Here is a 19,333-nt window from a genome sequence, read left to right on the forward strand (position 1 = left end):
TCTGCTGGTTCTGCTCAGTCACGGGTGTTCCGGGCTCCTTGCGCGCAGCTGGTGGAAGTGCAACCGATCCGGGCCCGCGCTGGACACCGGAAAGGCCTTTCCATTCTACCGCGCGCGGCCTCAAAACGGGGCGTTCTGAGGGTGGTTTATTGCGCCTATGGCCCAAAAACGCCCCTCACAGCCTCCGACGACGCTGGGAGGGTCTTCGCTCCGGGGCGCCCCCTCGGCGCGCTGAAGGCCCTTCCAGCGGTTCGCGCCGCCCGGCGCCGGCTACCCGTAGGTATCGCGCGGTCCCCGCCCGCCGGGGGCGGTCCGCAGGCCGTGCTTCCACGACGGCCCGGCGGGCCCGAGCACCTTGAGCGTCGTCACGACGCCGGCACCCACCGTGGCGTCGAAGCGCTTGAGCACGGTGTGCTGCATGAGCCGCAGCTGGGTGGCCCACGAGGTCGAGTCACAGCGCACCACCACGGTGGTGTTCTCGAAGGACTCCGGCTCGGTGTGCGCGGCGATCTCCGGCCCCACGATCTCGGCCCAGCGCGTGAGCACCGACCCCACGGCCACGGGATCGCTCCAGCCGCGCGAGCGCACGAGCGAGGAGATCACGCGACCGAGGCCCACGGGATCGCGGCCCTCATCGTCCTGGGCCACGCCCGCCGGCCGCTCGCCGCGGGCGGCGGCCTTGCGGGCCGCCGCCTTCTCGCGGGCCCGCGCCACCTGGGCAGCGCCGCGGCGCACCTCGCCGCGTTGCTGGGCCGCCGTCCTGGCGCGCTGCAGCGCAACGCGCGGGGCGTCGGCCTCCTCGATCGTCACCTCACCGGGCAGACCCTGCGGGCGCTCCTCGGGATCGGCCTCCGTGCCGTCCTCGCCCACGGGATCCGGCGTGGGGACCCACTCGCGGGGCTCGCTCATTCCCGCTCACCGCCGAGCAGGGAGGCGATGGCGCCGGCTCCCGACGTCGCCGTCGGTCCCGGCTCCTGAGTGGCGCCGGCCGCCGCGTCGTCGTCGGGGATCACGTCGGAAACCTGCCCGACGGCGTGGGCCTGGGTCGCGGGGGCGGCCTCACCGCCCGCCTCGGGTTCCTCCAGCGATGCGGGGTGCTCAGGGGCGCGGGGCGCCTCGTCGTTCGGCTCCCCGGCCGGCTCCGGTTCCGAGCCGACCCAGCCCGGTCCCACGGGGATGAGGCGGGCGTCCAGCTCGGCCGGCACGTCCTCGCGCACCGCCGCCGTCACGATGATCTGTTCGGCCTGCGTCACGGTGGCCACGAGCTTGGCACGCCGGCGGGCATCCAACTCGGCGAAGACGTCGTCGAGCATGAGAACCGGACGGGCCGTGGGCGCCGGATCGTCATCCGTGAGCACGCTGTAGGAGGCCAGGCGCAGCGCCAGGGCGAGCGACCACGTCTCGCCGTGGGAGGCGAAGCCCTTGGCCGGCGCCGGCCCGAGGCCCAGCATGACGTCGTCGCGGTGCGGCCCCACGAGGGTCACCCCGCGCTCGGCCTCGCGGCGGCGGGCACCCTGCAGGGCCGCGAGCAACAGCGCCTCGTACTCGGGCAGCGTGGCCCCCACGAGCCGCGGATCCGCGACGGGCTCGCCCGGGCCCGCGACGCGCTCGGCGTCGCCCGTGATGGTGCTCAGGTACAGCGCGGTCGCGGCCTTGGAACCGTCCGTGAGCGAGGCGTAGGACTCCGCCAGGTGCGGGGCCACCAGCCCCAGCACGTGCACGCGATTGCGCAGCACGCGCGCGCCGGCCGCCGCGAGGTGGGCGTCCCAGACGTCCAGCGTCGCCTCGTGAGAGGAGCTCATGCGGCCCCCGCCCCGGATGGACTTCAGGAGCGCGTTGCGCTGCTTCAGGACGCGCTCGTAGTCGGCGCGAACGGCACCCTGATCCGGGCGCAGCTGCACCACCAGGTCGTCGAGGAACCGCCGGCGCGCGCCGGGATCGCCCTTCACGAGCTCCAGATCCTCCGGCGCAAAGAGCACGCTGCGCACGATCCCCAGCGCCTCGCGGGCCCGCGTGGGGTTGGAGCGGTTGATCCTCGCGCGGTTGGCGCGGCCGGGGATCACCTCGAGCTCCACCGCCGTGGCCTGTTTGCCGCGCTCCACGCGCGCGCCGATGATGGCCCGCTCGGCGCCGAAACGCACGAGCGGAGCATCGTTGGCGACGCGGTGCGAGGCCTGCGTCGAGAGGTAACCGATCGCCTCGACGACGTTCGTCTTACCCACCCCGTTGTGCCCCACGAGCACGCTCGTGCCCGCCTCGAGCGAAAGCTCGACGAGGGCGTAGCTGCGGAAATCACGCAGCGTGAGATGGGAGACGAACACGGCGGAGCTAGGCCTTCTTGACCGCGTGGCCGCCGAACTGGTGACGTAGGGCGGAGACCATCTTCAGCTGCGGCGAGGCGTCGTCGCGCGAGGCGAAGCGGGCAAAGAGCGCGGAGGTGATGACCGGCATCGGCACCGCCTCGGCGATGGCCTCCTCCACGGTCCAGCGGCCCTCGCCCGAGTCCTCGACCCACGGGGCCACCTGGGCCAGCTCGGGATCCTCGTCCAGCGCGTTCACGAGCAGATCAAGCAGCCAGGAGCGCACCACGGTGCCCTTCTGCCAGGCCTTAAACGTGCCGGGGACGTCCTTGATGATGTCCTTGTGCTCCAGGAGCTCGTAGCCCTCGGCATAGGCCTGCATGAGCCCGTACTCGATGCCGTTGTGGACCATCTTGGCGTAGTGACCCGCGCCCACCTCACCCACGTGGACGAAGGAATCGGCGCGCTCGCCCTCGGGGCGCAGCGAGTCGAAGATCGGCATGAGCTCCGCGATGTCCTCGGCCGAGCCGCCGGCCATGAGGCCGTAGCCGTTCTCGAGGCCCCACACGCCGCCGGAGACGCCGCAATCGACGAAGCGGACGCCCTTGGCACCCAGCTCCGCGGCGTGGCGGGCGTCGTCCGTGAAGCGGGAGTTGCCGCCGTCGATGATCAGGTCGCCGGCCTCAAGCAGGCCCCCGAGCTCGCCGACCACCGAGTCGGTGATGGCGCCGGCCGGAACCATGACCCACACGATGCGCGGGGTCGGCAGCGCGGCCACCATCTCCTGCACCGAAGCGGCGTCGCTGACGTCGGGATTGCGGTCGTAGCCCGTGACGGTGTGGCCGGCGCGGCGCAGGCGTTCGCGCATGTTGCCGCCCATCTTGCCCAGGCCAATCATGCCGATATGCATTTTGATTCCTCCGTAGGGATCGGCGGGTTCCGCAAGCCACGTCGCTGGGGCCGCAGTGCTCGTTTCTGTTGGTGATGCGGGTGGTATCAAAACGCCTCAGGGGGCGCCGAGGCGCCCCCTGAAACGAGGTGCTCAGGCGTTCGGCAGGCGCACCGGCATGACGAGGTAGCGGTAGGCGTCGTCGTCCTCGCCGCTTTCCTCCTTCTGCGCGGTGAGCATGGCCGGCTTGGGTGCCGAGGTGAACGAGAAGCGCACAAACTCGGAATCGAACGCGGCCAGGCCCTCGGAGAGGTAGGCCGGGTTGAACGCCACGGTGATGTCCTCGCCGTCCAGCAGCGTCTCGATGCTCTCCTCGGCCTGCGCGTCCTCGCCGGTGCCGGCGTCCAGGGCGACCTGGCCCTGCGTGAACTGCAGGCGCACGGGGGTGTTGCGCTCGGCCACGACGGACACGCGACGGACGGCCTCGACCAGCTCGGAGGTGCGCACGGAGGCGTGGATCGGGGAGCTCTCCGGGAAGAGCGAGCGGATCTTGGGGTAATCGCCGTCCACGAGCAGCGTGGTGGTGCGGCGGGCGCCCGAGGAGAAGCCCATGAGATCGCCCTTGGGGGAGAGCGCCAGCGTCAGATCGCCGGCACCGCCGAGGGTCTTGGCCGCCTCGGAGAGCGTGCGGGCCTTGATGAGAGCCGAGGTCTGGATGCCGGGGGTTGCCGGGCGCCAGGCCAGCTCGCGCAACGAGAGGCGGTAGCGGTCGGTGGCCAGCAGCGTCATGTGGTCGTCGTCGAATTCGACCTTGATGCCGGTCAGGATCGGCAGGGTGTCGTCCTTGGACGCCGCCACGATGACCTGAGCCACGGCGTGCGCGAACTCCGCGCCGTCCACGAGGCCGAGGATCTCGGGCTGGGCCGGAAGCGTGGGGTACTCGCTGACCGGCATCGTCGCGAGGTGGAAGCGGGAGCGTCCGCAACGAACCTGCACCTTGGTGCCGTCGGTCTCGATGGTCACGGCCTGCTGGGGGAGGCTGCGGCAGATCTCCGCGAGGAGCTTGCCGGAGACCAGGATGGTTCCCTCTTCCTCGATCTGCGCCTCGATCTCGAGGTGCGCGCTCGTCTCGTAGTCGAAGCCCTCGAGGGTGACGATGCCGGAGGAAGCCGTGATGAGGATGCCTGCCAGGACGGGAGAAGCCGGACGCTGGGCGAGGGACCTGGCCGTCCAGGTCACCGCCTCGGTGAGGACGTCGCGTTCCACGCTGAACTTCACGGGTGGCCACCTTTCGCCCTGGCTTCACGGGCTTCGATACGGAGGAGATCGGGACTGTCAGCCTACCTTCCGGTGCAGCCCTGACGGTCTTGAGTGCATCAGTGAAGCGCAGCTCACGTCAACGGCTGCGAGGGAGGGGTGGGATGCGGTTCCACCCGAGGGCCCAACGATAGATCCGAAAGCTGATCCGTTTTCGGATCGGACGCTCGAGTGGCCGAGTGAGGATGTTGTTTGGTGGCTGAAGGAAGAGTGGGAGTGTTAATAACCGCTGTGGAATCTGTGGAAAACTCGATTTTGCCCCGGAATTCCGCCGAAGTTGCCTGTTGATGAGCTGTCGACGACGCCCGGTACTCAGTGCCAGCCCCTGTGCATGAAACCCCGTCCCATCCACAGCGTCCACAGGCGGACCCCACTCACCCACAGTTTGTCCCCGGCCTCTCCACGGACTTATCCACCAAAGCCCGTTCCGGGGCGGATTTTCGGGGTTTTGCGGGGTGGAACTCAGTCGCGGTGCTGCTGCTTGATCTTGTTCGTGAGCTCGGTGACCTGGTTGTAGATGGCCCGGCGCTCGGCCATGAGCTCGCGAATCTTGCGATCTGCGTGGATGACGGTGGTGTGGTCGCGGCCGCCCATGAGCTCGCCGATCTTCGGCAGCGACATGTCCGTCAGCTCGCGCAGCAGGTACATGGCAATCTGGCGCGCGGTCACGAGCGTGCGCGTGCGCGACTTGGAGTTGAGCTCCTCGATGGTCAGGTCGAAGTACTCGGCGGTCAGGGCGACGATCGCCTGCGGCGTGATGACCTGGGCGTCCTCGTCGGAGATGAGGTCCTTGAGCACATGCTCGGCCACATCCAGCGTCACCGGCTGGCGGTTGAGCGAGGCGTAGGCCGTGACGCGGATCAGGGCGCCCTCGAGCTCACGGATGTTGGTGGAGATCTTCGAGGCGATGTACTCCATGACATCGTCCGGGGCCGAGAGCCCCTCCGCATGCGCTTTCTTGCGCAGAATCGCGATGCGGGTCTCCAGCTCCGGCGGCTGGATGTCCGTCAGGAGGCCCCACTCGAAGCGCGAGCGCATGCGGTCCTCGAAGCCGGCGAGCTGCTTGGGCGGCAGATCGGAGGTGATGACGACCTGCTTGTTGTGGTTGTGCAGCGCATTGAAGGTGTGGAAGAACTCCTCCTGCGTCGCGTCCTTGTTCGCGAGGAACTGGATGTCGTCGATGAGCAGGATGTCGACGTTGCGGTACGTCTGCTTGAAGCTCGTTCCCTCGTCGTCGCGGATGGAGTTGATGAAGTCGTTCGTGAACTCCTCCGAGTTCACGTAGCGCACGCGGATGCCGTGGTACAGGTGGCGGGCGTAGTGACCGATCGCGTGCAGCAGGTGGGTCTTGCCGAGGCCCGAGCCGCCGTAGATGAAGAGCGGGTTGTAGGCCTTGGCCGGTGCCTCGGCCACCGCTACGGCGGCGGCGTGGGCGAAGCGGTTCGAGGAACCGATGACGAAGGTGTCGAACACGTACTTGGGGTTCAGGCGACCAAACTCGGTGGAGTTCGACGGCGGGGCCGGCTGGGGTGCCATGCCCTGAGCCCGCGCGTGGGGGACCGGGTGGTGAATGCGTTCGCCGGTGTCCTGCGGGACTGCGCCCGGCTGGCTTTCGACGCGCTCCACGCGGGTGGGGGGAGTATTGGGCTCCGGTTCCTGGGCCAGATCGGTGTCGATCGTGAAGGCGCAGAGGATGTCGTGGCCGAACACCGAACGCAGGGCGTCATCCAGCGGGGACTTCAGCTGGTTCTGCAGCACCTCGCGGGCAAGCTCGCTGGGGACGGCCAGCAGGAGCGTCGACTCCATGAGGCCGAGGGGCTGGGCCAGGTCGATGAATCCGCGCTGGCGCGGGGAGACGCGATCGTCCTGCTCCAGCGTGCGGACGACCTGTCGCCAGGCGCTGCCGACGCTGTTGGATTCATCGCTGCTCACGCTCACGTGCCTCTTCCCCGGGAGGAACCTCCCGCGCTCCGCGGCGGAACCTCCGGCGCGAGTCTCCACGGTACCCGGCTCGCCCCGGGTTATGCACAGGCTGGGGCACCCATATGGGGAAAAACTCACCCGTCAGCACCGGATATCCCCATCGATCTCCCCAGATTGTGGATAATGGATGTGAACAGGCGGTGGATAGTTCCCGCCCGGCGAAGAACCGCCGTGATCCGGCGTGAGCCGTGTGTGATGCGCCACGGCAGTTTGACCCGTGCCCGTGCACTCATCTACCGTTAACAAGTCCCTCATTGTGACGCTGGGTGCCTTGCGCACCCCAGAGTCGCCGACTTCCTCGCCGAGGAGGACGGGGGGATCTCAAGTTTGACCGATGCATCCATCCCGTTCTTCCTCTTTCTGTCGCGGCGGGCGATGCCTGAGAACGACGACATGGAGTGAGCACCGTGAGCAAGCGGACTTTCCAGCCGAACAACCGCCGCCGCGCCAAGAAGCACGGCTTCCGTCTGCGTATGCGTACGCGTGCGGGCCGTGCCATCCTGGCCAGCCGCCGCAGCAAGGGCCGCAAGGCCCTCTCGGCCTGATTCACGGGAGCGGGCTCCCTTCTTAGGGAGACCCTTCCGCGACGACGAAGGTCACTTTGCTGCCCCGCATGCACCGTCTGTGCGACGGGCGCGAGCTGAAAACAACAGTGCGTTCCGGCACCCGTTTCGGGTGCCGGAACTTCGTCGTCTCTACGCTCGTTCATTCTTCTGAAGACGCCGGGCCGGCCAGGTTCGGCTTTGTCGTCTCCAAGAAGGTGGGCAACGCCGTGGTCAGGAACCTCGTCAAGCGACGCTTGCGTGAGGCCGCGTGGCTCGAGCTGAAGGACGGCTTCGCCGGCGCCGATGTGGTGGTCAGGGCCCTGCCCGCCGCCGCCGACGCCGATTGGAACCATCTCGTGAAGGACCTGAGCAAGGCCCTTCAGCGCACCGCCGGCCGGGCCAAGGCCCCGCGCCAGGGCGACGCGCCGTGAGCCACCATCACCCCCACGAGCCGGCCGACGGCAGCGTCCCGGTCGCGGACGTCATCGCCCAACTCGGTCCGGCGCCCTTGGTGCCCGCCGATCAGGTGCCGCCCACGCCGTGGTGGCGACACGTCGTCGACCTCCCGCGAAACCTGATCATCGGCTTCCTCAAGCTCTACCGGCTGATCGTCTCCCCGCTCTACGGGCAGGTCTGCGGATATTTCCCCAGCTGCTCGGCCTACGGGCTGGAGGCCGTCACCGTGCATGGGGCCCTCAAGGGCTCATGGCTGACCGCGAGACGCATCCTTCGCTGCAACCCCTGGGCCAAGGGAGGCATCGACCCGGTGCCGCCGGGCCGCAGGATTTGGTCGCAGGATGCCCCGCCCAAGATCATTGTTCTCAACCATCCCCCTCTTGACGAGGCTCACCCTGCCGCAGCCGCGGCCCGAGGAGCGTAGTACCGCATCATGGACTTCATCAATCTGATCCTGACCCCGTTCAGGTACCTCATGTCGTGGCTGCTGTGGCTCTTCCACGAGGGCTTCAGCCTCATCGGCCTCGACCCCAACTCCGGTTGGACCTGGACGCTGTCGATCATCTTCGTGACGATCGGTGTTCGCGCCGCCCTGATCCCGCTCTTCGCGCGCCAGATCCGTGCGCAGCGCGCCATGCAGGCCCTGCAGCCGGAGCTGCGCAAGCTCCAGGCCAAGTACAAGGGCAAGAAGGACCAGGTCTCGCAGCAGGCCATGCTGGCCGAGCAGCGCGCGCTGTTCAAGAGCCACAACACGGGCATGTTCTCCTCGTGCCTGCCCCTGCTCGTGCAGATGCCGTTCTTCTTCTCGCTCTACACGGTCCTCTCCACGACCTCCAAGGCCAGCGGCAGCAACGAGGGCATCGCCGCCCTGTCCGCCGCGCATGTGCGCAGCTTCGATGAGTCCAAGATCTTCGGCGCCAAGCTCTCCGACACCTTCGTCGGCACCCTGGGCAGCGGCAACCCGAACATGGCCGTCATCGTGGTCGCGATCGTCATGATCATCGCCATGGTGGCCTCGCAGTTCTTCACGCAGCGCCAGCTCATGACCAAGAACATGACCAAGGAGGCCCTCGAGGGTCCCTTCATGCGTCAGCAGAAGATGATGATGTACATCCTTCCGCTGGTCTTCGGCATCGGTGGCATCAACTTCCCGATCGGCCTGCTCATCTACTGGACCGCCTCCAACCTGTGGACGCTCGGCCAGCAGATGTGGGTCATCAAGTACAACCCGACCCCGGGCTCCCTCGCGGAGAAGGAACTGAACATCCGCCGCGCCGCCAAGGGCCTGCCCCCGGTGGGCAAGACCAAGGCGCAGGCCGAGGCCGAGGCCGCTGAGGCCGAGGAGAAGGCCCAGGCCCAGCAGCAGCAGCGCCAGCAGCCGCAGCGCAAGAACCGGAGGAAGAAGTGACGCAGAGCCCCGAGCAGGACCACGCCGTCGACGCCGTTCCGGCCGAGAACATCGAAGAGCCCGAGCAGCAGCTCGCCGAGACGGAGGAGTCGGCCGCCGTGCCGGCCTCCCGCCTCGATGAGGAGGGCGACGCCGCCGCCGATTACCTCGAGGAACTCCTCGACATCGCCGATCTCGATGGCGATATCGACATCGAGGTGAAGGCCGGCCGCGTCTACGTCTCCCTGCAGTCCGAGGACGAGCCCGGTTCGCTCGAGCAGCTCGTGGGCGCAGATGGTTCCACCCTGGAGGCGCTGCAGGAGCTCGCCCGCCTGGCCGTTCTGGCCAGCACGGGCCAGCGCTCGCGTTTCATCCTGGACGTCGATGGCTACCGCGCCCGCCGCGGCGCCGAGCTCGGCGACCTCGCCGCTGCCGCCATCGAGTCGGTGCGCACCTCCGGCGAGCCGGAGCACCTGCGCCCCATGAGCGCCTACGAGCGCAAGCTCGTCCACGATCTCGTGGCGGAGGCCGGCCTCGTGTCCGTCTCCGAAGGTGAGGGCCCGCGCCGTCACGTCGTCGTCCATCCCGCGGAGGGCTGAGCGTGTCCAAGGAAGAGCAAGCCTTCCGTCCGGGCACGGGCCCCGAGGGTGAGCGCGTCGACGCGGCCGCCATCGCGGTGGCCCCCGAGGATGCCCCCCGCCCGACCGCGGAGGAACTGCCCGCCGTCGAGCACTACTTCGGTGAGAACGCCGAGCTGGCCCAGCGCTACGTGGGCCACCTGGCCTCCAGCGGCATCGAGAGAGGCCTCCTTGGCCCGCGCGAGATCCCGCGCCTGTGGGGTCGTCACGTCCTCAACTGTGCCGCCGCCGGCGACGCGATCCCCGAGGGTGCGCTCGTCGCCGACGTCGGCTCCGGCGCCGGCCTGCCCGGCATCGCGCTGGCGCTGGCCCGGCCCGACCTCATGATGGTGCTCATCGAGCCCCTCGACCGCCGCGTGCAGTGGCTGGACGAGGTCGTGGAGGACCTGGGCCTCGAGCGGCGCGTGGACGTGGTTCGGGCTCGTGCCGAGCAGGTCGCCGACGAGATCGACGCAGATGTGGTCACGGCCCGCGCCGTAACGGCCCTGCGCAACCTCATCCCGCTCACCGTCCCGCTCCTGCACGGCAGGGGTCAGCTCGTGGCCCTCAAGGGCCGCAGCGCGGCCGAGGAGATCGAGAAGGCGCAGAAGATCATCCGCAAGTTCAAGGGTCACGACGTGAGCGTCGAGACCTTTGGCGAGGGCTTCCTCGAGGAGCCCACCACGGTGGTTCGCGTGCCGATCGGCTAGCGAAACACCGCCCGTTCCCCCGCTGCGCGGGAGAGGGGCAAGAACATCTGAAGGGGGACTCGGCGCGCCGGAGAACGACGGCGCGCGGGTCCCCTTTCGCTGTCCGGGCAGGCCCCGGACGGTGACGGTCCTGGGCGATAGACTCGACGGGACCGCGTTTGCACGTTCCCCCTCGTGCAGACCCGCACCCTTGAAACGAAGGACAGCATGGAGCAGCACTCGGCGATGGACTTTCAGCAGCTGGCGCATGGACGCCGGCGCGGTCGTCAGCGCCCGCTGAGCCGGCCCGAGAACACTCGGTACATCACGGTCAGCAACCAGAAAGGCGGCGTCGGCAAGACCACCACGACGGTGAACTTTGCCGCGGCCCTGGCCAAGTCCGGCTTCGAGGTGCTGGTCGTGGACATCGACCCGCAGGGGAACGCCTCGACCGCACTCGGTGTGGATCACCGCTCCGAGGTCCCGTCCGTATACGACGTGCTGATCAACGACAAGCCGATGGCCGAGATCGTGGCGCCGTGCCCCGATCTCGAGCGTCTCACCGTGGCCCCGGCGACCATCGACCTGGCCGGCGCGGAGATCGAGCTCGTGTCCCTTGTGGCGCGTGAGCAGCGCCTGCGCCGCGCGCTGGAAGAGTACGAGACGTACCGTGCCGAGAACGGCCAGCCGCGCCTGGACTTCGTGCTCGTGGATTGCCCGCCCTCGCTCGGCCTCCTGACGGTCAACGCCTTCGTCGCCTCGCGCGAGGTGCTCATCCCCATCCAGTGCGAGTACTACGCGCTCGAGGGCCTGAGCCAGCTGCTCAAGAACATCCAGATGATCCAGAAGCACCTGAACTCGGCGCTGGTTGTCTCCACGATCCTGCTGACCATGTACGACGGCCGCACCAACCTCGCCGCGCAGGTTGCCGACGAGGTGCGGCAGCACTTCCCGGAGGAGGTGCTCAAGTCGGTCATCCCGCGCAGCGTGCGCATCTCCGAGGCCCCGAGCTACCAGCAGTCGGTCATCACCTACGATCCGTCCTCGACGGGTGCCCTCGCGTACCTTGAGGCCGCCGCCGAGCTCGCCTCGCGACCCGGTCGCTGATTATTCAACGTTGGGCCCCGCCGGAGTGCTTCCGGCGGGGCCCTTCTGCGTTCTCGCCAGTCCCTTTGGGTCGAATTTAAGCGTTCCAACTTGACTTTCGCGGGTCGTGTGGTGGAGCGGGCTTTTCGCTCGATGGTGCGGGGTGTCCCTACCTGGGGTCGGGGCAATCGCCGAGCCGTGCGGGGCGGGGACGACCTCCGCGCACGATCTGTCATGCATGAAGCATTGCCTATTACCTGGGTTCGTGCGTCCAGCGCATGAGAGGTTGATTTCTTGATGTCCGGTGTTTGTGCGCTCGCCTCGCACGCGGACGGTGGTGAGGTCCCCCTGCTGCGGTGGGGGAGAGCCTGGGTGACACGGCAGCTCGCGGCTGCCACCGGCGCGAGCTGAGGCCTCGCGTCTGAGAGCGAAGCGGTTCCTCGCCTTCGAGAGCGTTCCCTCCGGGCGGAGGGTGTTGTCCCCAGGCGTTGGTGCACAGTCCTGTGGATAACTGGGGACAAGGTGTGGATGCTTGTGGGTATCTGGGAGCCTCCTGTTGATAACTTGCCAAAGCGACGCGAAAAGCCGCGAATTCTCGCGGAAATCTGCGCATGTCGTCACTGTGGGTAACGGTGCTGTCATGTGGATGAAGCGACCGCGTTTCAGCGTTCGGAGCGCGGCTACGCGCGAGTTATCCACCGACGTGTGTGGAGTTGGGGATAGACACGCAGTCCCACCTTCTCGATCCACACCCTGTGGTGTTGCCTGGCGCAGCGCGGCGGGTGGGGCTCTTGGCCTCGCCACCAGTTGGCCCCTGCGAGGGCTGACCGTCGTCTGTGACGCTCCCTGGGCCCGGAGACGGGTCGCGGCCCGGCCCCGGTGGGGCTGTGAGGGAAACGGGCGAGTTCGCAGACATGTTCACCCGAGCGCAACAGCACGGGCGCCTCGTCTCCCTCGTGAGCGCTACCGGATGTTTCCCGTGAAACCACCGGGGGTCACCTGCCGTTTGCCTGGCGCGGTCCGCGGGCACGCAGGCTGCCGGCTCTCATCGTCTGTCCCGTTCGCCCCGTTCGCCAGGGAGCGCTTCTCGCGCCGTGGACGTCTGCGCGAGCGCCGGGACGGCTGGTCTCAGGCTGCCCGTCGCGTCGGTGCGTGGTCCCGGGGGAGGGCACGCTGGAGGGCGGCCACATGGATTGCCGTCTGCGGCCCCGGCAGCTCACTGGCTGCCCGCGTTCACTGCCGCCGTCTCGAGGGCCACAGCGTCCACTGGACTCTGCCTGGGTGGGGGGAGGGGTTCCTCCGCGTGCTGGTGTGCCGCTGGTGCGTCCGGTGCCCGAGCCAGGGCCGGAGGGGTGCAGACTGGCTCCTGGCTCCTGGCTCCTGGCTCCTGGCTCCTGGCTCCTGGTTGAGCGGTCGACGGGTGAGTTGGACAGACGCCCTGGGATCCGCTGTGCCCGTGGCTGGCCATGGCGGCAGTCGAGGGACCAAGGTGCGGCAGGCACGGGAGGAGATTCGCCTGGTGTCCCCTATCGGGTGAGGTTCGCGCGCTGGTGTACGTGCCGCCCGCGGGTGGGGAATGCAACTGGGTGCGGCGCACGGGCGGGGAACCTCCGTGCCGCCCGGGGGCCATCAAACGCCGCAGGAAGCCCTGTGCTGGCTTCCCAGCGCCGCGGTGGGTCTCCGGGTGCCTGGTTGGTCAGCTCGGGCGGGCTGGCGCCTCCTCGTTGGTCCAGGGTCGGCCCCCTGGTTCATGCTCTGGGACCCTCTGCCGCGTTAAGGCCTCAGTGCCGCGCGCTTCGCCACCAGCGGCCCTGGCGCGCCTCGAGGACTCGCACGACCGGGCGATTCGCCCGGCCGCCGGGAGGGGCGTGCGTGGGCGGTCGCGGCTCGCCGCGTTGATGCTGACGGGCGGACTGGGGCGAAGTCCGGTTGCACCCAGCGTCCTGCGGTTCGCGTCGCCGCTGACGATGCGGAGGAGGTGGCCTTCGGAGAGATCGACGAGTACGTGCGCGGTTCGGTGGTGCACGGTCCGCGAGCGGGACCGCCGCCGGTTTGTGCCGGGGGCTGCTACTCCTACCTGTCGCCCAGCTATCCGGGCGAGCGAACGTTCTGGAATCGTCCCCCTTGGACCCGGGTGCCTTTCCCCCCATACCGTCCGCCGCAGCGCGGGCACGCAGATTCGAGCTCTTGTTCGAGTGTGTGGGTCGGCATCGGATCTCGGTGCCACAGGGGAGCTCGATGGAACGGGCGTCTTTCACTGCTCGGATGCGGAGGGACGGCGGGACGGGCGTGGGCGATTGCTTGGGAGCGCGGGAGCAACAGGATGGTGTCTCCGTGATCGAGGTTGTGGGCCGTGGCCATGCCTCCCTGGCGCTAGCGATGCTTGTTCGCTGGGTTGAGCCGGAACCGCTCGCAGGACGACCAGGAGTCCAAGACGACTGCGGTGAACTCGCGCATGGCACGCGGTGCGTGTCCGCTTCAACCGCGCGGTGGGGCCGCCTCCTTCCGAGGGGAGTCATTCACGAGGCTTGTTCGGCGGGCCGCGCCCAGCCGCTCCGGCCCGCAGCCGTCCTGCTCTTTCCCGGTGTGCTTACAGATCCTGGCTCAAGGTGGATGGGCGGTGCCCGCTACGAGTGGCTGTCAGGGGAGTACGCGGCGAAGCACCTCGGACGGCCCGGGCCTTCCGGTACGCCTGGCCGCGGGGTACGTCGGGGAGCGACCAGCGTGTTCAGTACTGCGTCCTGGTGCGCACGAGTGTCCTGCTTGTAAGCGACTGCCCCGAGGTGTGGTCCGGGCACGCTGGCGTCTGGCGGTCTGCGTGACGCCCCCGCTTGGGCGGCGCTGAGGGGACTCAGGCAGTCGGACGCGCTCCGCCGTCACGTGTCCGCTCGACCGACTCATGTCCACGGCAATCTCTTGACAGCGGTGCGCCGGTGCGCCCTGTGCGCCCTCCTTGCACGCAGGGTTGCAGGCCGTTCCGACGTTGAATCGAGTCATGTTCGTTGCCTTCTCTGCACTCCACGCCTCGACTGCCCGCGCCTTCGTTCACGCCCTTCGTTCGCCGACGCCGGTATCTGGGCGCCGCGCGGCGAACTTCCCTTGGGGGCTCAGCCCCCTGGGCCCCCGTCTTCTGCGCGGGAGCGGGTTTTGTGCGCGCACCGTTTCACGTGAAACAGGGCCCTGCGGATGGCTCATGTTTCACGTGAAGCGATCCATAGAGGGCGAATTCGACACCGTCCGCGGCACCGCGGAGGGTGGCCTCGGTGGCCCGTTTGCGGTGCCGTGCCCCGCCGTGTTTCACGTGAAACGTGTCGGCCGACGTGCACGTGTTTCACGTGAAACAGGCATCGTGCCGCCGAGAAAGAGCCCGAACGTCGCGCGGGAACCACGTCACGATCACGCACCACCTTCTCATCCGCCGCTCGCGGCGCACCGATCTTTGGTGTTCGTCGCAGGACATCGCGCGCGGTGTGACGCCCGGAGCTGGCGCGTTGACGGTCGAGGCGGCGTCGATGATGGAACGACTTCCGACGACGACGGGTCACGACGGCGATGCGCGCGCCAAGAGTCTGGTGGTGTCCGTGGGCAGGCCAGTACTTGCCGCCCAGGGGGAGGTCGTGCGGCCGGGTGCGTGTGGCGGCGTGGATCGATTCCTGTCCAGCGCCGATGCAGCGGTGAGCGACGAGGCGGCGACGATGCATCGTCCGCAGGCTGGGGCGGGCACAGCTTGCGATGGTGCATGGCACGAGGCCTCAGTGAGCCAGTGAGCTCCCGCGACGGTTGCTGGTGGAGGATTCGACGCCAGAGGGGCCCGTCTTCACCCGACCCCACCTAGGCTTCCGATCTCGCCTTGAGCCTCTACCTTTGTTCTCGACGGATAAGGATTGATATTGGAATGGAATTTTCTGTGACGCGCTCTGAGTCTCCTGAACGCGTTCCCCTTGCCTCGGGTCGGGTCCATGTCACTCCAGCAGTGCCGCACTGGAGTCCCATCGATAGCGTTTAAACATGGAATCTGTTCTTTTCGTCCAAGTTGATGTCCTGGGCGCCTGTTTCACGTGAAACACGCGCGGAGGGTCGGGACGGGGAAGAGTGCGTGGTCCCGCGTGCGCGCGCAACTGTGGATTCCGCGCCACATAGGGAATGTGAGCGCGCGCGACTACGATAAGAAGTGAACACACCACCCGAAAGGACACCATGGCCGAGAAACGACGCGGGCTTGGACGCGGCCTCGGAGCCTTGATCGCCAATTCACCGGCGGAGCCCGAAGCCAAGGCGTCAGAGCCGGCCGCTCCTGCCACCTCGAAGCCGACGAAGCAGGTGTCCTCTCCGGCTCCGGTACGCAGGAGTGCCCCGGCCGTAAAGAAGCCTTCAAGCGATTCCGCTCGGCAGTCGGTTGCCGACGATGTGGTCAAGCGTGCGCCGAAGAGCACCGCAGCTCCTCGCAAGGCCCGTCCGGCCGACATGTTCTTTACAGCAACGGCTGATCGTTCGCGCCCGCGCCAGTCCGTCCCCGACGTTTTGGGGAAGGCGTCCAAGGCCAGCGCACCGGCCGAGCCCGTGCAGCCGGTGGAGGACGCCGCTGCCCCCGCCAACGAACTCGTGGTGGTTCCTGGGGCGTCGTTCGCCGAGGTGCCGCTCGCTGACATTCATCCGAATCGCAAGCAGCCGCGTTCGGTCTTCGACCAGGACGAGCTGGATGAACTCGTCGCCTCGATCTCCGAGGTCGGCCTGCTGCAGCCCATCGTCGTGCGGCCCAGCCGCGAAGCCGAGGGCCCGAAGTACGAGCTGGTCATGGGAGAGCGCCGTTGGCGCGCGTCCAAGCTGGCAGGACTCACGGCGATCCCCGCGATCGTCCGCGACACCGAAGATGGCGACCTCCTGCGCGATGCCTTGCTGGAGAACCTGCACCGTTCACAGCTGAATCCGCTGGAAGAGGCGGCAGCCTACCAGCAGCTCATGACCGAGTTTGAATGCACGCAGGAAGAGCTCTCGGCCCGCATTGGCCGCAGTCGTCCGCAGATCTCGAACACCATCCGGCTGATGCGTCTTCCCGCCCTGGTGCAGCGCAGAGTGGCAGCCGGCGTGCTGTCCGCCGGTCATGCTCGCGCTCTCCTCGGTCTTGAGGACCCCGCGGAGATGGAGAAGCTGGCTCAGCGCATCGTTGCCGAGGGGCTTTCGGTGCGTGCCACCGAGGAGCAGGTATCCCTGACTCAGGGGGAGAAGCCGCAGGCGACCCGCCGCCGCCGGGCGGAGCCCGAGCGCCATGAGCGCCTCGATTTCCTTGCCTCCACGCTGCAGGATCGCTTCGACACGAACGTCAAGATCACCCTGGGTGCCCGCAAGGGCAAGGTGCAGATCGAGTTCGCCTCCGTCGACGACCTGAACCGCATCATGGCGCTCATGAGTCCAGAGGACTGAGCCTGACACTGCGCGCGGGGTACTCCACCGATGGTGGGGTACCCCTCCGTATTTGTTTCACGTGAAACACGCGCAGTGTGACATCGGGTGCGCCCGGTGCGCGAGACTGCCTCCTGGCCGCTCCTGGCCGCTCCTGGCCGCTCCTGGCCGCTCCTGGCCGCTCCTGGCCGCTCCTGGCCGCTCCTGGCCGCTCCTGGCCGCTCCTGGCCGCTCCTGGCCGCTCCTGGCCGCCCCCCCAATAGGTCCGCGGCAGGTCCGCGGTGCGGACCGACGGCGGCGCGGCGTTGGTGGAGACGTAGCGCAGCCACGCGGACGAGGCCACGTCGATACCGAGGCTCCGAGCACGGGGCCTGAACGGCGGTGTCTGAACGGGGAGGCTCGACCACAACCCGGCCAGTGAAAGACAGCGGAAAGGGCGGCGGGGGAGGGGTGGACGTCCGTGCGGGCCGCAGTGGAGGTGGAGCGTTCCCGCGGCGTCGTTGGCGGCAGAGGCCAGTGGGGTCGTGACCTCTCAGCCCCAACGCCTGCGGCGTCCGACGGTCAGCCCACGCGGCCAAGGCCCACGCTCGGGCCGCCGGACACCGCGCCGCAGCTCGTCGGTGACGCCGTGGCGACGATGGGCCGAGGCCCCCTCGAGAGGGGAGCGATGGTGCGGTGGTGGCGGGAGCTCCGGGACCGTCGAGGCGGGTGATCGGAGCCTCAGGCAAGCGACACGAAGCGAGGTGTACGAGGGCCGTTGGCGGCCTCCTCCGGCGAGACACGGCGCACTGCGGCAGCCTCGGCGCTCGGCGGGTGCGGCTCGGGCGGTGCAGGGCGCCACGCGGGCCTGGAGAGACCGGTGCGCAGTCCAACATCAAGGGGCAGATCTAGAAGAGGCCGAGCCCACAAGTTACTCGAAAGTATCTTGCGATCAGTGGCGCATCGCACCGCCCGTCCGAAGCCAAGGGAACCGGCCAGGCGTGCGGCCCGTCGATGCGGCACCATGACCGACGCCCACGCACACGCACACGCACACGCACACATCGACAACGCCGACGCCCACGCCAGCGCCACTGCCCCGAAGGCAGACACCCCCTCCGTCACCAAGCGGCGTCGCCCTCCGGCTTCACAGCTCACTGGGATGGCCGGCGAGGGCTAGCACGGCCTCGATCCCCTCGTCGCTTCCACGCCACTGCGCCCTGACGATCTCCTCGCCGGCTGTGCGCAACACCCACCGCAGAACCAGGATCGTGACCACTGCGTCGTCGGCGTAGCCGAGCACGGGGATGACGTCTGGCACGAGGTCGATGGGTAGCAGGAGATACGCGAGGAGCCCGTAGAGGCCCCAGCGCACCCGCCGGGGGAGGGATCGATCGCGTGCGAGGTCTCGCACGAGCACCAGGACGTCGGGCACGAGGCGCAGGGCTGCGCGCAGATCGAGACGCCGGTTGAGCCGACGGGCCGTCCACCACCGCAGGGCCAGCAAGACGAACCACAGCGCGATGAGGGCGCACAGCACGCCGATCACGATGCTCAGCCATCCGGGCACGTCATGCCTCCTTGTTGCAACGATCCATCCAGCAGAGCGTACGTCCAGCGCCAACGCCGCCACGGTGACAGGGGCCAACGCCAGCAGGCCGGAAGACAGCAGGAAACGCACGAGCCGCCGCCATCGTTTCGATGGCGGCGGCTCGGAGAAGCAGCGGTGCTCGCGGGACTCAGAGGTACTCGCGGGACTCAGAGGTACTCGGCGAACTCCTTCTCGATGATCTGCTTGGGCTTGGCGCCGATCGAGGTGGCGACGTGCTCGCCGGCCTTGAAGACGTACACGGCCGGGATGGACGTGATGCCGTACTGGGCGGCGATGCCCTGGTTCTCGTCAACGTTGACCTTCACGACCTTGACCGAGTCGTGCTCGTCGGCGATCTGGTCGAGGATGGGGCTGAGCATGCGGCACGGGCCGCACCACTCGGCCCAGAAATCCACGATGACGGGCTTGTCGGACTTCAGGACCTCGTCCTGGAAGGTGGCATCGGTGACGTCGGCAACGGTGGCCATGGTGTCTCTCCTCGCGCTAAAGGGGTTGAATCAGGCGATCGCCGCGTCGGCGGCCTGGGCGGTCTCGGTCGAATCGTCGGTGGCGCAGGCCGTCTCGTGGGAGCCCAGGTAGTGCTCCACGTCGATGGCGGCGGCGCAGCCGGAGCCGGCGGCTGTGATGGCCTGGCGGTAGGTCGGATCCAGCACGTCGCCGGCGGCGAACACGCCGTCCACGGAGGTGCGGGAGGAGCGGCCGTCGACGGCGATGGTGCCGGCGTCGGTGATCTGCACCTGGTCCTTCACGAGGGCCACGCGCGGGTCGTTGCCGATGGCGACGAACACGCCGGTGACGGCGAGCTCGCTCTCCTCACCGGTGTTCAGGTTGCGCAGGCGCACGCCCGTGACCTTGTCCTCGCCCAGGACGTCGGCGACCTCGGAGTTCCACACGAACTCGATCTTGGGGTGCGCGAGGGCGCGGTCGGCCATGATCTTGGAGGCGCGCAGCGAGTCGCGGCGGTGGATGACGGTGACCTTGGACGCGAACTTCGTGAGGAAGAGGGCCTCCTCCATGGCGGAGTCGCCGCCGCCGACGACGGCGATCTCCTGCTCGCGGAAGAAGAAGCCGTC

17 protein-coding genes are annotated in these 19,333 nt (G+C 68.4%); 9 read left to right on the forward strand and 8 right to left on the reverse strand.

Annotation, left to right across the window (positions count from 1 at the left end; genetic code table 11):
• Window positions 1–270: 270 nt before the first annotated feature.
• The 5 genes from DWB68_RS08075 to dnaA form a co-directional block, all read right to left on the reverse strand.
• Entirely contained in the window at window positions 271–909 is a 639-nt protein-coding gene (locus tag DWB68_RS08075) for a DUF721 domain-containing protein (RefSeq protein WP_119424630.1), read from the reverse strand.
• Window positions 906–2,321, reverse strand: a complete 1,416-nt coding sequence (gene recF / locus DWB68_RS08080; RefSeq protein ID WP_119424631.1) for a DNA replication/repair protein RecF — start codon at window positions 2,319–2,321, stop codon at window positions 906–908. The genes DWB68_RS08075 and recF overlap by 4 nt, the downstream gene beginning before the upstream one ends.
• Window positions 2,322–2,328: 7 nt before the next feature.
• Window positions 2,329–3,210: a phosphogluconate dehydrogenase (NAD(+)-dependent, decarboxylating) gene (gene gnd / locus DWB68_RS08085; RefSeq protein ID WP_119424632.1), complete on the reverse strand. Its 882-nt coding sequence runs from the start codon at window positions 3,208–3,210 to the stop codon at window positions 2,329–2,331.
• 132 nt (window positions 3,211–3,342) lie between these two features.
• Window positions 3,343–4,467: a DNA polymerase III subunit beta gene (dnaN, locus tag DWB68_RS08090; protein ID WP_119424633.1), complete on the reverse strand. Its 1,125-nt coding sequence runs from the start codon at window positions 4,465–4,467 to the stop codon at window positions 3,343–3,345.
• A 501-nt stretch (window positions 4,468–4,968) separates the two neighbouring features.
• Window positions 4,969–6,438 (reverse strand): chromosomal replication initiator protein DnaA, encoded by a 1,470-nt coding sequence (gene dnaA, locus DWB68_RS08095; protein ID WP_119424648.1) that lies wholly within the window; start codon window positions 6,436–6,438, stop codon window positions 4,969–4,971.
• A gap of 458 nt (window positions 6,439–6,896) precedes the next feature.
• On the opposite strand from dnaA, the gene rpmH reads away from it, so the two are divergent.
• From rpmH to DWB68_RS08135, 9 genes are all read left to right on the forward strand, one after another.
• Entirely contained in the window at window positions 6,897–7,034 is a 138-nt protein-coding gene (gene rpmH, locus DWB68_RS08100) for a 50S ribosomal protein L34 (RefSeq protein ID WP_119424634.1), read from the forward strand.
• 68 nt (window positions 7,035–7,102) lie between these two features.
• Window positions 7,103–7,465 carry a ribonuclease P protein component gene (gene rnpA / locus DWB68_RS08105; RefSeq protein WP_119424635.1) on the forward strand — a complete coding sequence of 121 codons (363 nt, stop codon included), beginning with the start codon at window positions 7,103–7,105 and terminating at the stop codon, window positions 7,463–7,465.
• On the forward strand, window positions 7,462–7,914 hold the full coding sequence (yidD, locus tag DWB68_RS08110) for a membrane protein insertion efficiency factor YidD (protein WP_119424636.1): 453 nt from the start codon (window positions 7,462–7,464) through the stop codon (window positions 7,912–7,914). Before rnpA ends, yidD begins: the two co-directional genes overlap by 4 nt.
• A gap of 9 nt (window positions 7,915–7,923) precedes the next feature.
• On the forward strand, window positions 7,924–8,898 hold the full coding sequence (gene yidC, locus DWB68_RS08115) for a membrane protein insertase YidC (protein WP_119424637.1): 975 nt from the start codon (window positions 7,924–7,926) through the stop codon (window positions 8,896–8,898).
• A complete protein-coding gene (locus DWB68_RS08120; protein WP_119424638.1) occupies window positions 8,895–9,476 on the forward strand; it encodes a Jag family protein in 582 nt (193 codons plus the stop codon). The genes yidC and DWB68_RS08120 overlap by 4 nt, the downstream gene beginning before the upstream one ends.
• Window positions 9,477–9,553: 77 nt before the next feature.
• Window positions 9,554–10,204, forward strand: a complete 651-nt coding sequence (gene rsmG / locus DWB68_RS08125; protein ID WP_233548684.1) for a 16S rRNA (guanine(527)-N(7))-methyltransferase RsmG — start codon at window positions 9,554–9,556, stop codon at window positions 10,202–10,204.
• A 225-nt stretch (window positions 10,205–10,429) separates the two neighbouring features.
• Window positions 10,430–11,290 (forward strand): ParA family protein, encoded by an 861-nt coding sequence (locus DWB68_RS08130; protein ID WP_119424649.1) that lies wholly within the window; start codon window positions 10,430–10,432, stop codon window positions 11,288–11,290.
• A 3,287-nt stretch (window positions 11,291–14,577) separates the two neighbouring features.
• A complete protein-coding gene (locus DWB68_RS15980) occupies window positions 14,578–15,036 on the forward strand; it encodes a hypothetical protein (RefSeq protein WP_147391624.1) in 459 nt (152 codons plus the stop codon).
• 430 nt (window positions 15,037–15,466) lie between these two features.
• Window positions 15,467–16,690 (forward strand): ParB/RepB/Spo0J family partition protein, encoded by a 1,224-nt coding sequence (locus DWB68_RS08135; RefSeq protein ID WP_119424640.1) that lies wholly within the window; start codon window positions 15,467–15,469, stop codon window positions 16,688–16,690.
• A gap of 1,105 nt (window positions 16,691–17,795) precedes the next feature.
• Here the strand turns inward: DWB68_RS08135 and DWB68_RS08140 are convergent.
• The 3 genes from DWB68_RS08140 to DWB68_RS08150 all read right to left on the reverse strand — a co-directional run.
• Window positions 17,796–18,218 (reverse strand): YkvA family protein, encoded by a 423-nt coding sequence (locus tag DWB68_RS08140; RefSeq protein ID WP_119424641.1) that lies wholly within the window; start codon window positions 18,216–18,218, stop codon window positions 17,796–17,798.
• 188 nt (window positions 18,219–18,406) lie between these two features.
• Window positions 18,407–18,727 carry a thioredoxin gene (gene trxA, locus DWB68_RS08145; protein WP_119424642.1) on the reverse strand — a complete coding sequence of 107 codons (321 nt, stop codon included), beginning with the start codon at window positions 18,725–18,727 and terminating at the stop codon, window positions 18,407–18,409.
• A gap of 30 nt (window positions 18,728–18,757) precedes the next feature.
• Window positions 18,758–19,333: NAD(P)/FAD-dependent oxidoreductase (locus tag DWB68_RS08150; protein WP_158588254.1), on the reverse strand; the 576-nt coding region annotated here is incomplete at its 5' end.

This window comes from Galactobacter valiniphilus (assembly GCF_003575975.1).
Lineage (GTDB): Bacteria > Actinomycetota > Actinomycetes > Actinomycetales > Micrococcaceae > Galactobacter > Galactobacter valiniphilus.

What these genes read in the sequence shown, in the direction of transcription:
- DWB68_RS08075 (WP_119424630.1), bottom strand. Translation starts at nt 909, where the DNA reads ATGAGCGAGCCCCGCGAGTGGGTCCCCACGCCGGATCCCGTGGGCGAG.
- gnd (WP_119424632.1), bottom strand. Translation starts at nt 3,210, where the DNA reads ATGCATATCGGCATGATTGGCCTGGGCAAGATGGGCGGCAACATGCGC.
- rnpA (WP_119424635.1), top strand. Translation starts at nt 7,103, where the DNA reads ATGCACCGTCTGTGCGACGGGCGCGAGCTGAAAACAACAGTGCGTTCC.
- yidC (WP_119424637.1), top strand. Translation starts at nt 7,924, where the DNA reads ATGGACTTCATCAATCTGATCCTGACCCCGTTCAGGTACCTCATGTCG.
- DWB68_RS08130 (WP_119424649.1), top strand. Translation starts at nt 10,430, where the DNA reads ATGGACTTTCAGCAGCTGGCGCATGGACGCCGGCGCGGTCGTCAGCGC.
- DWB68_RS08135 (WP_119424640.1), top strand. Translation starts at nt 15,467, where the DNA reads ATGGCCGAGAAACGACGCGGGCTTGGACGCGGCCTCGGAGCCTTGATC.
- trxA (WP_119424642.1), bottom strand. Translation starts at nt 18,727, where the DNA reads ATGGCCACCGTTGCCGACGTCACCGATGCCACCTTCCAGGACGAGGTC.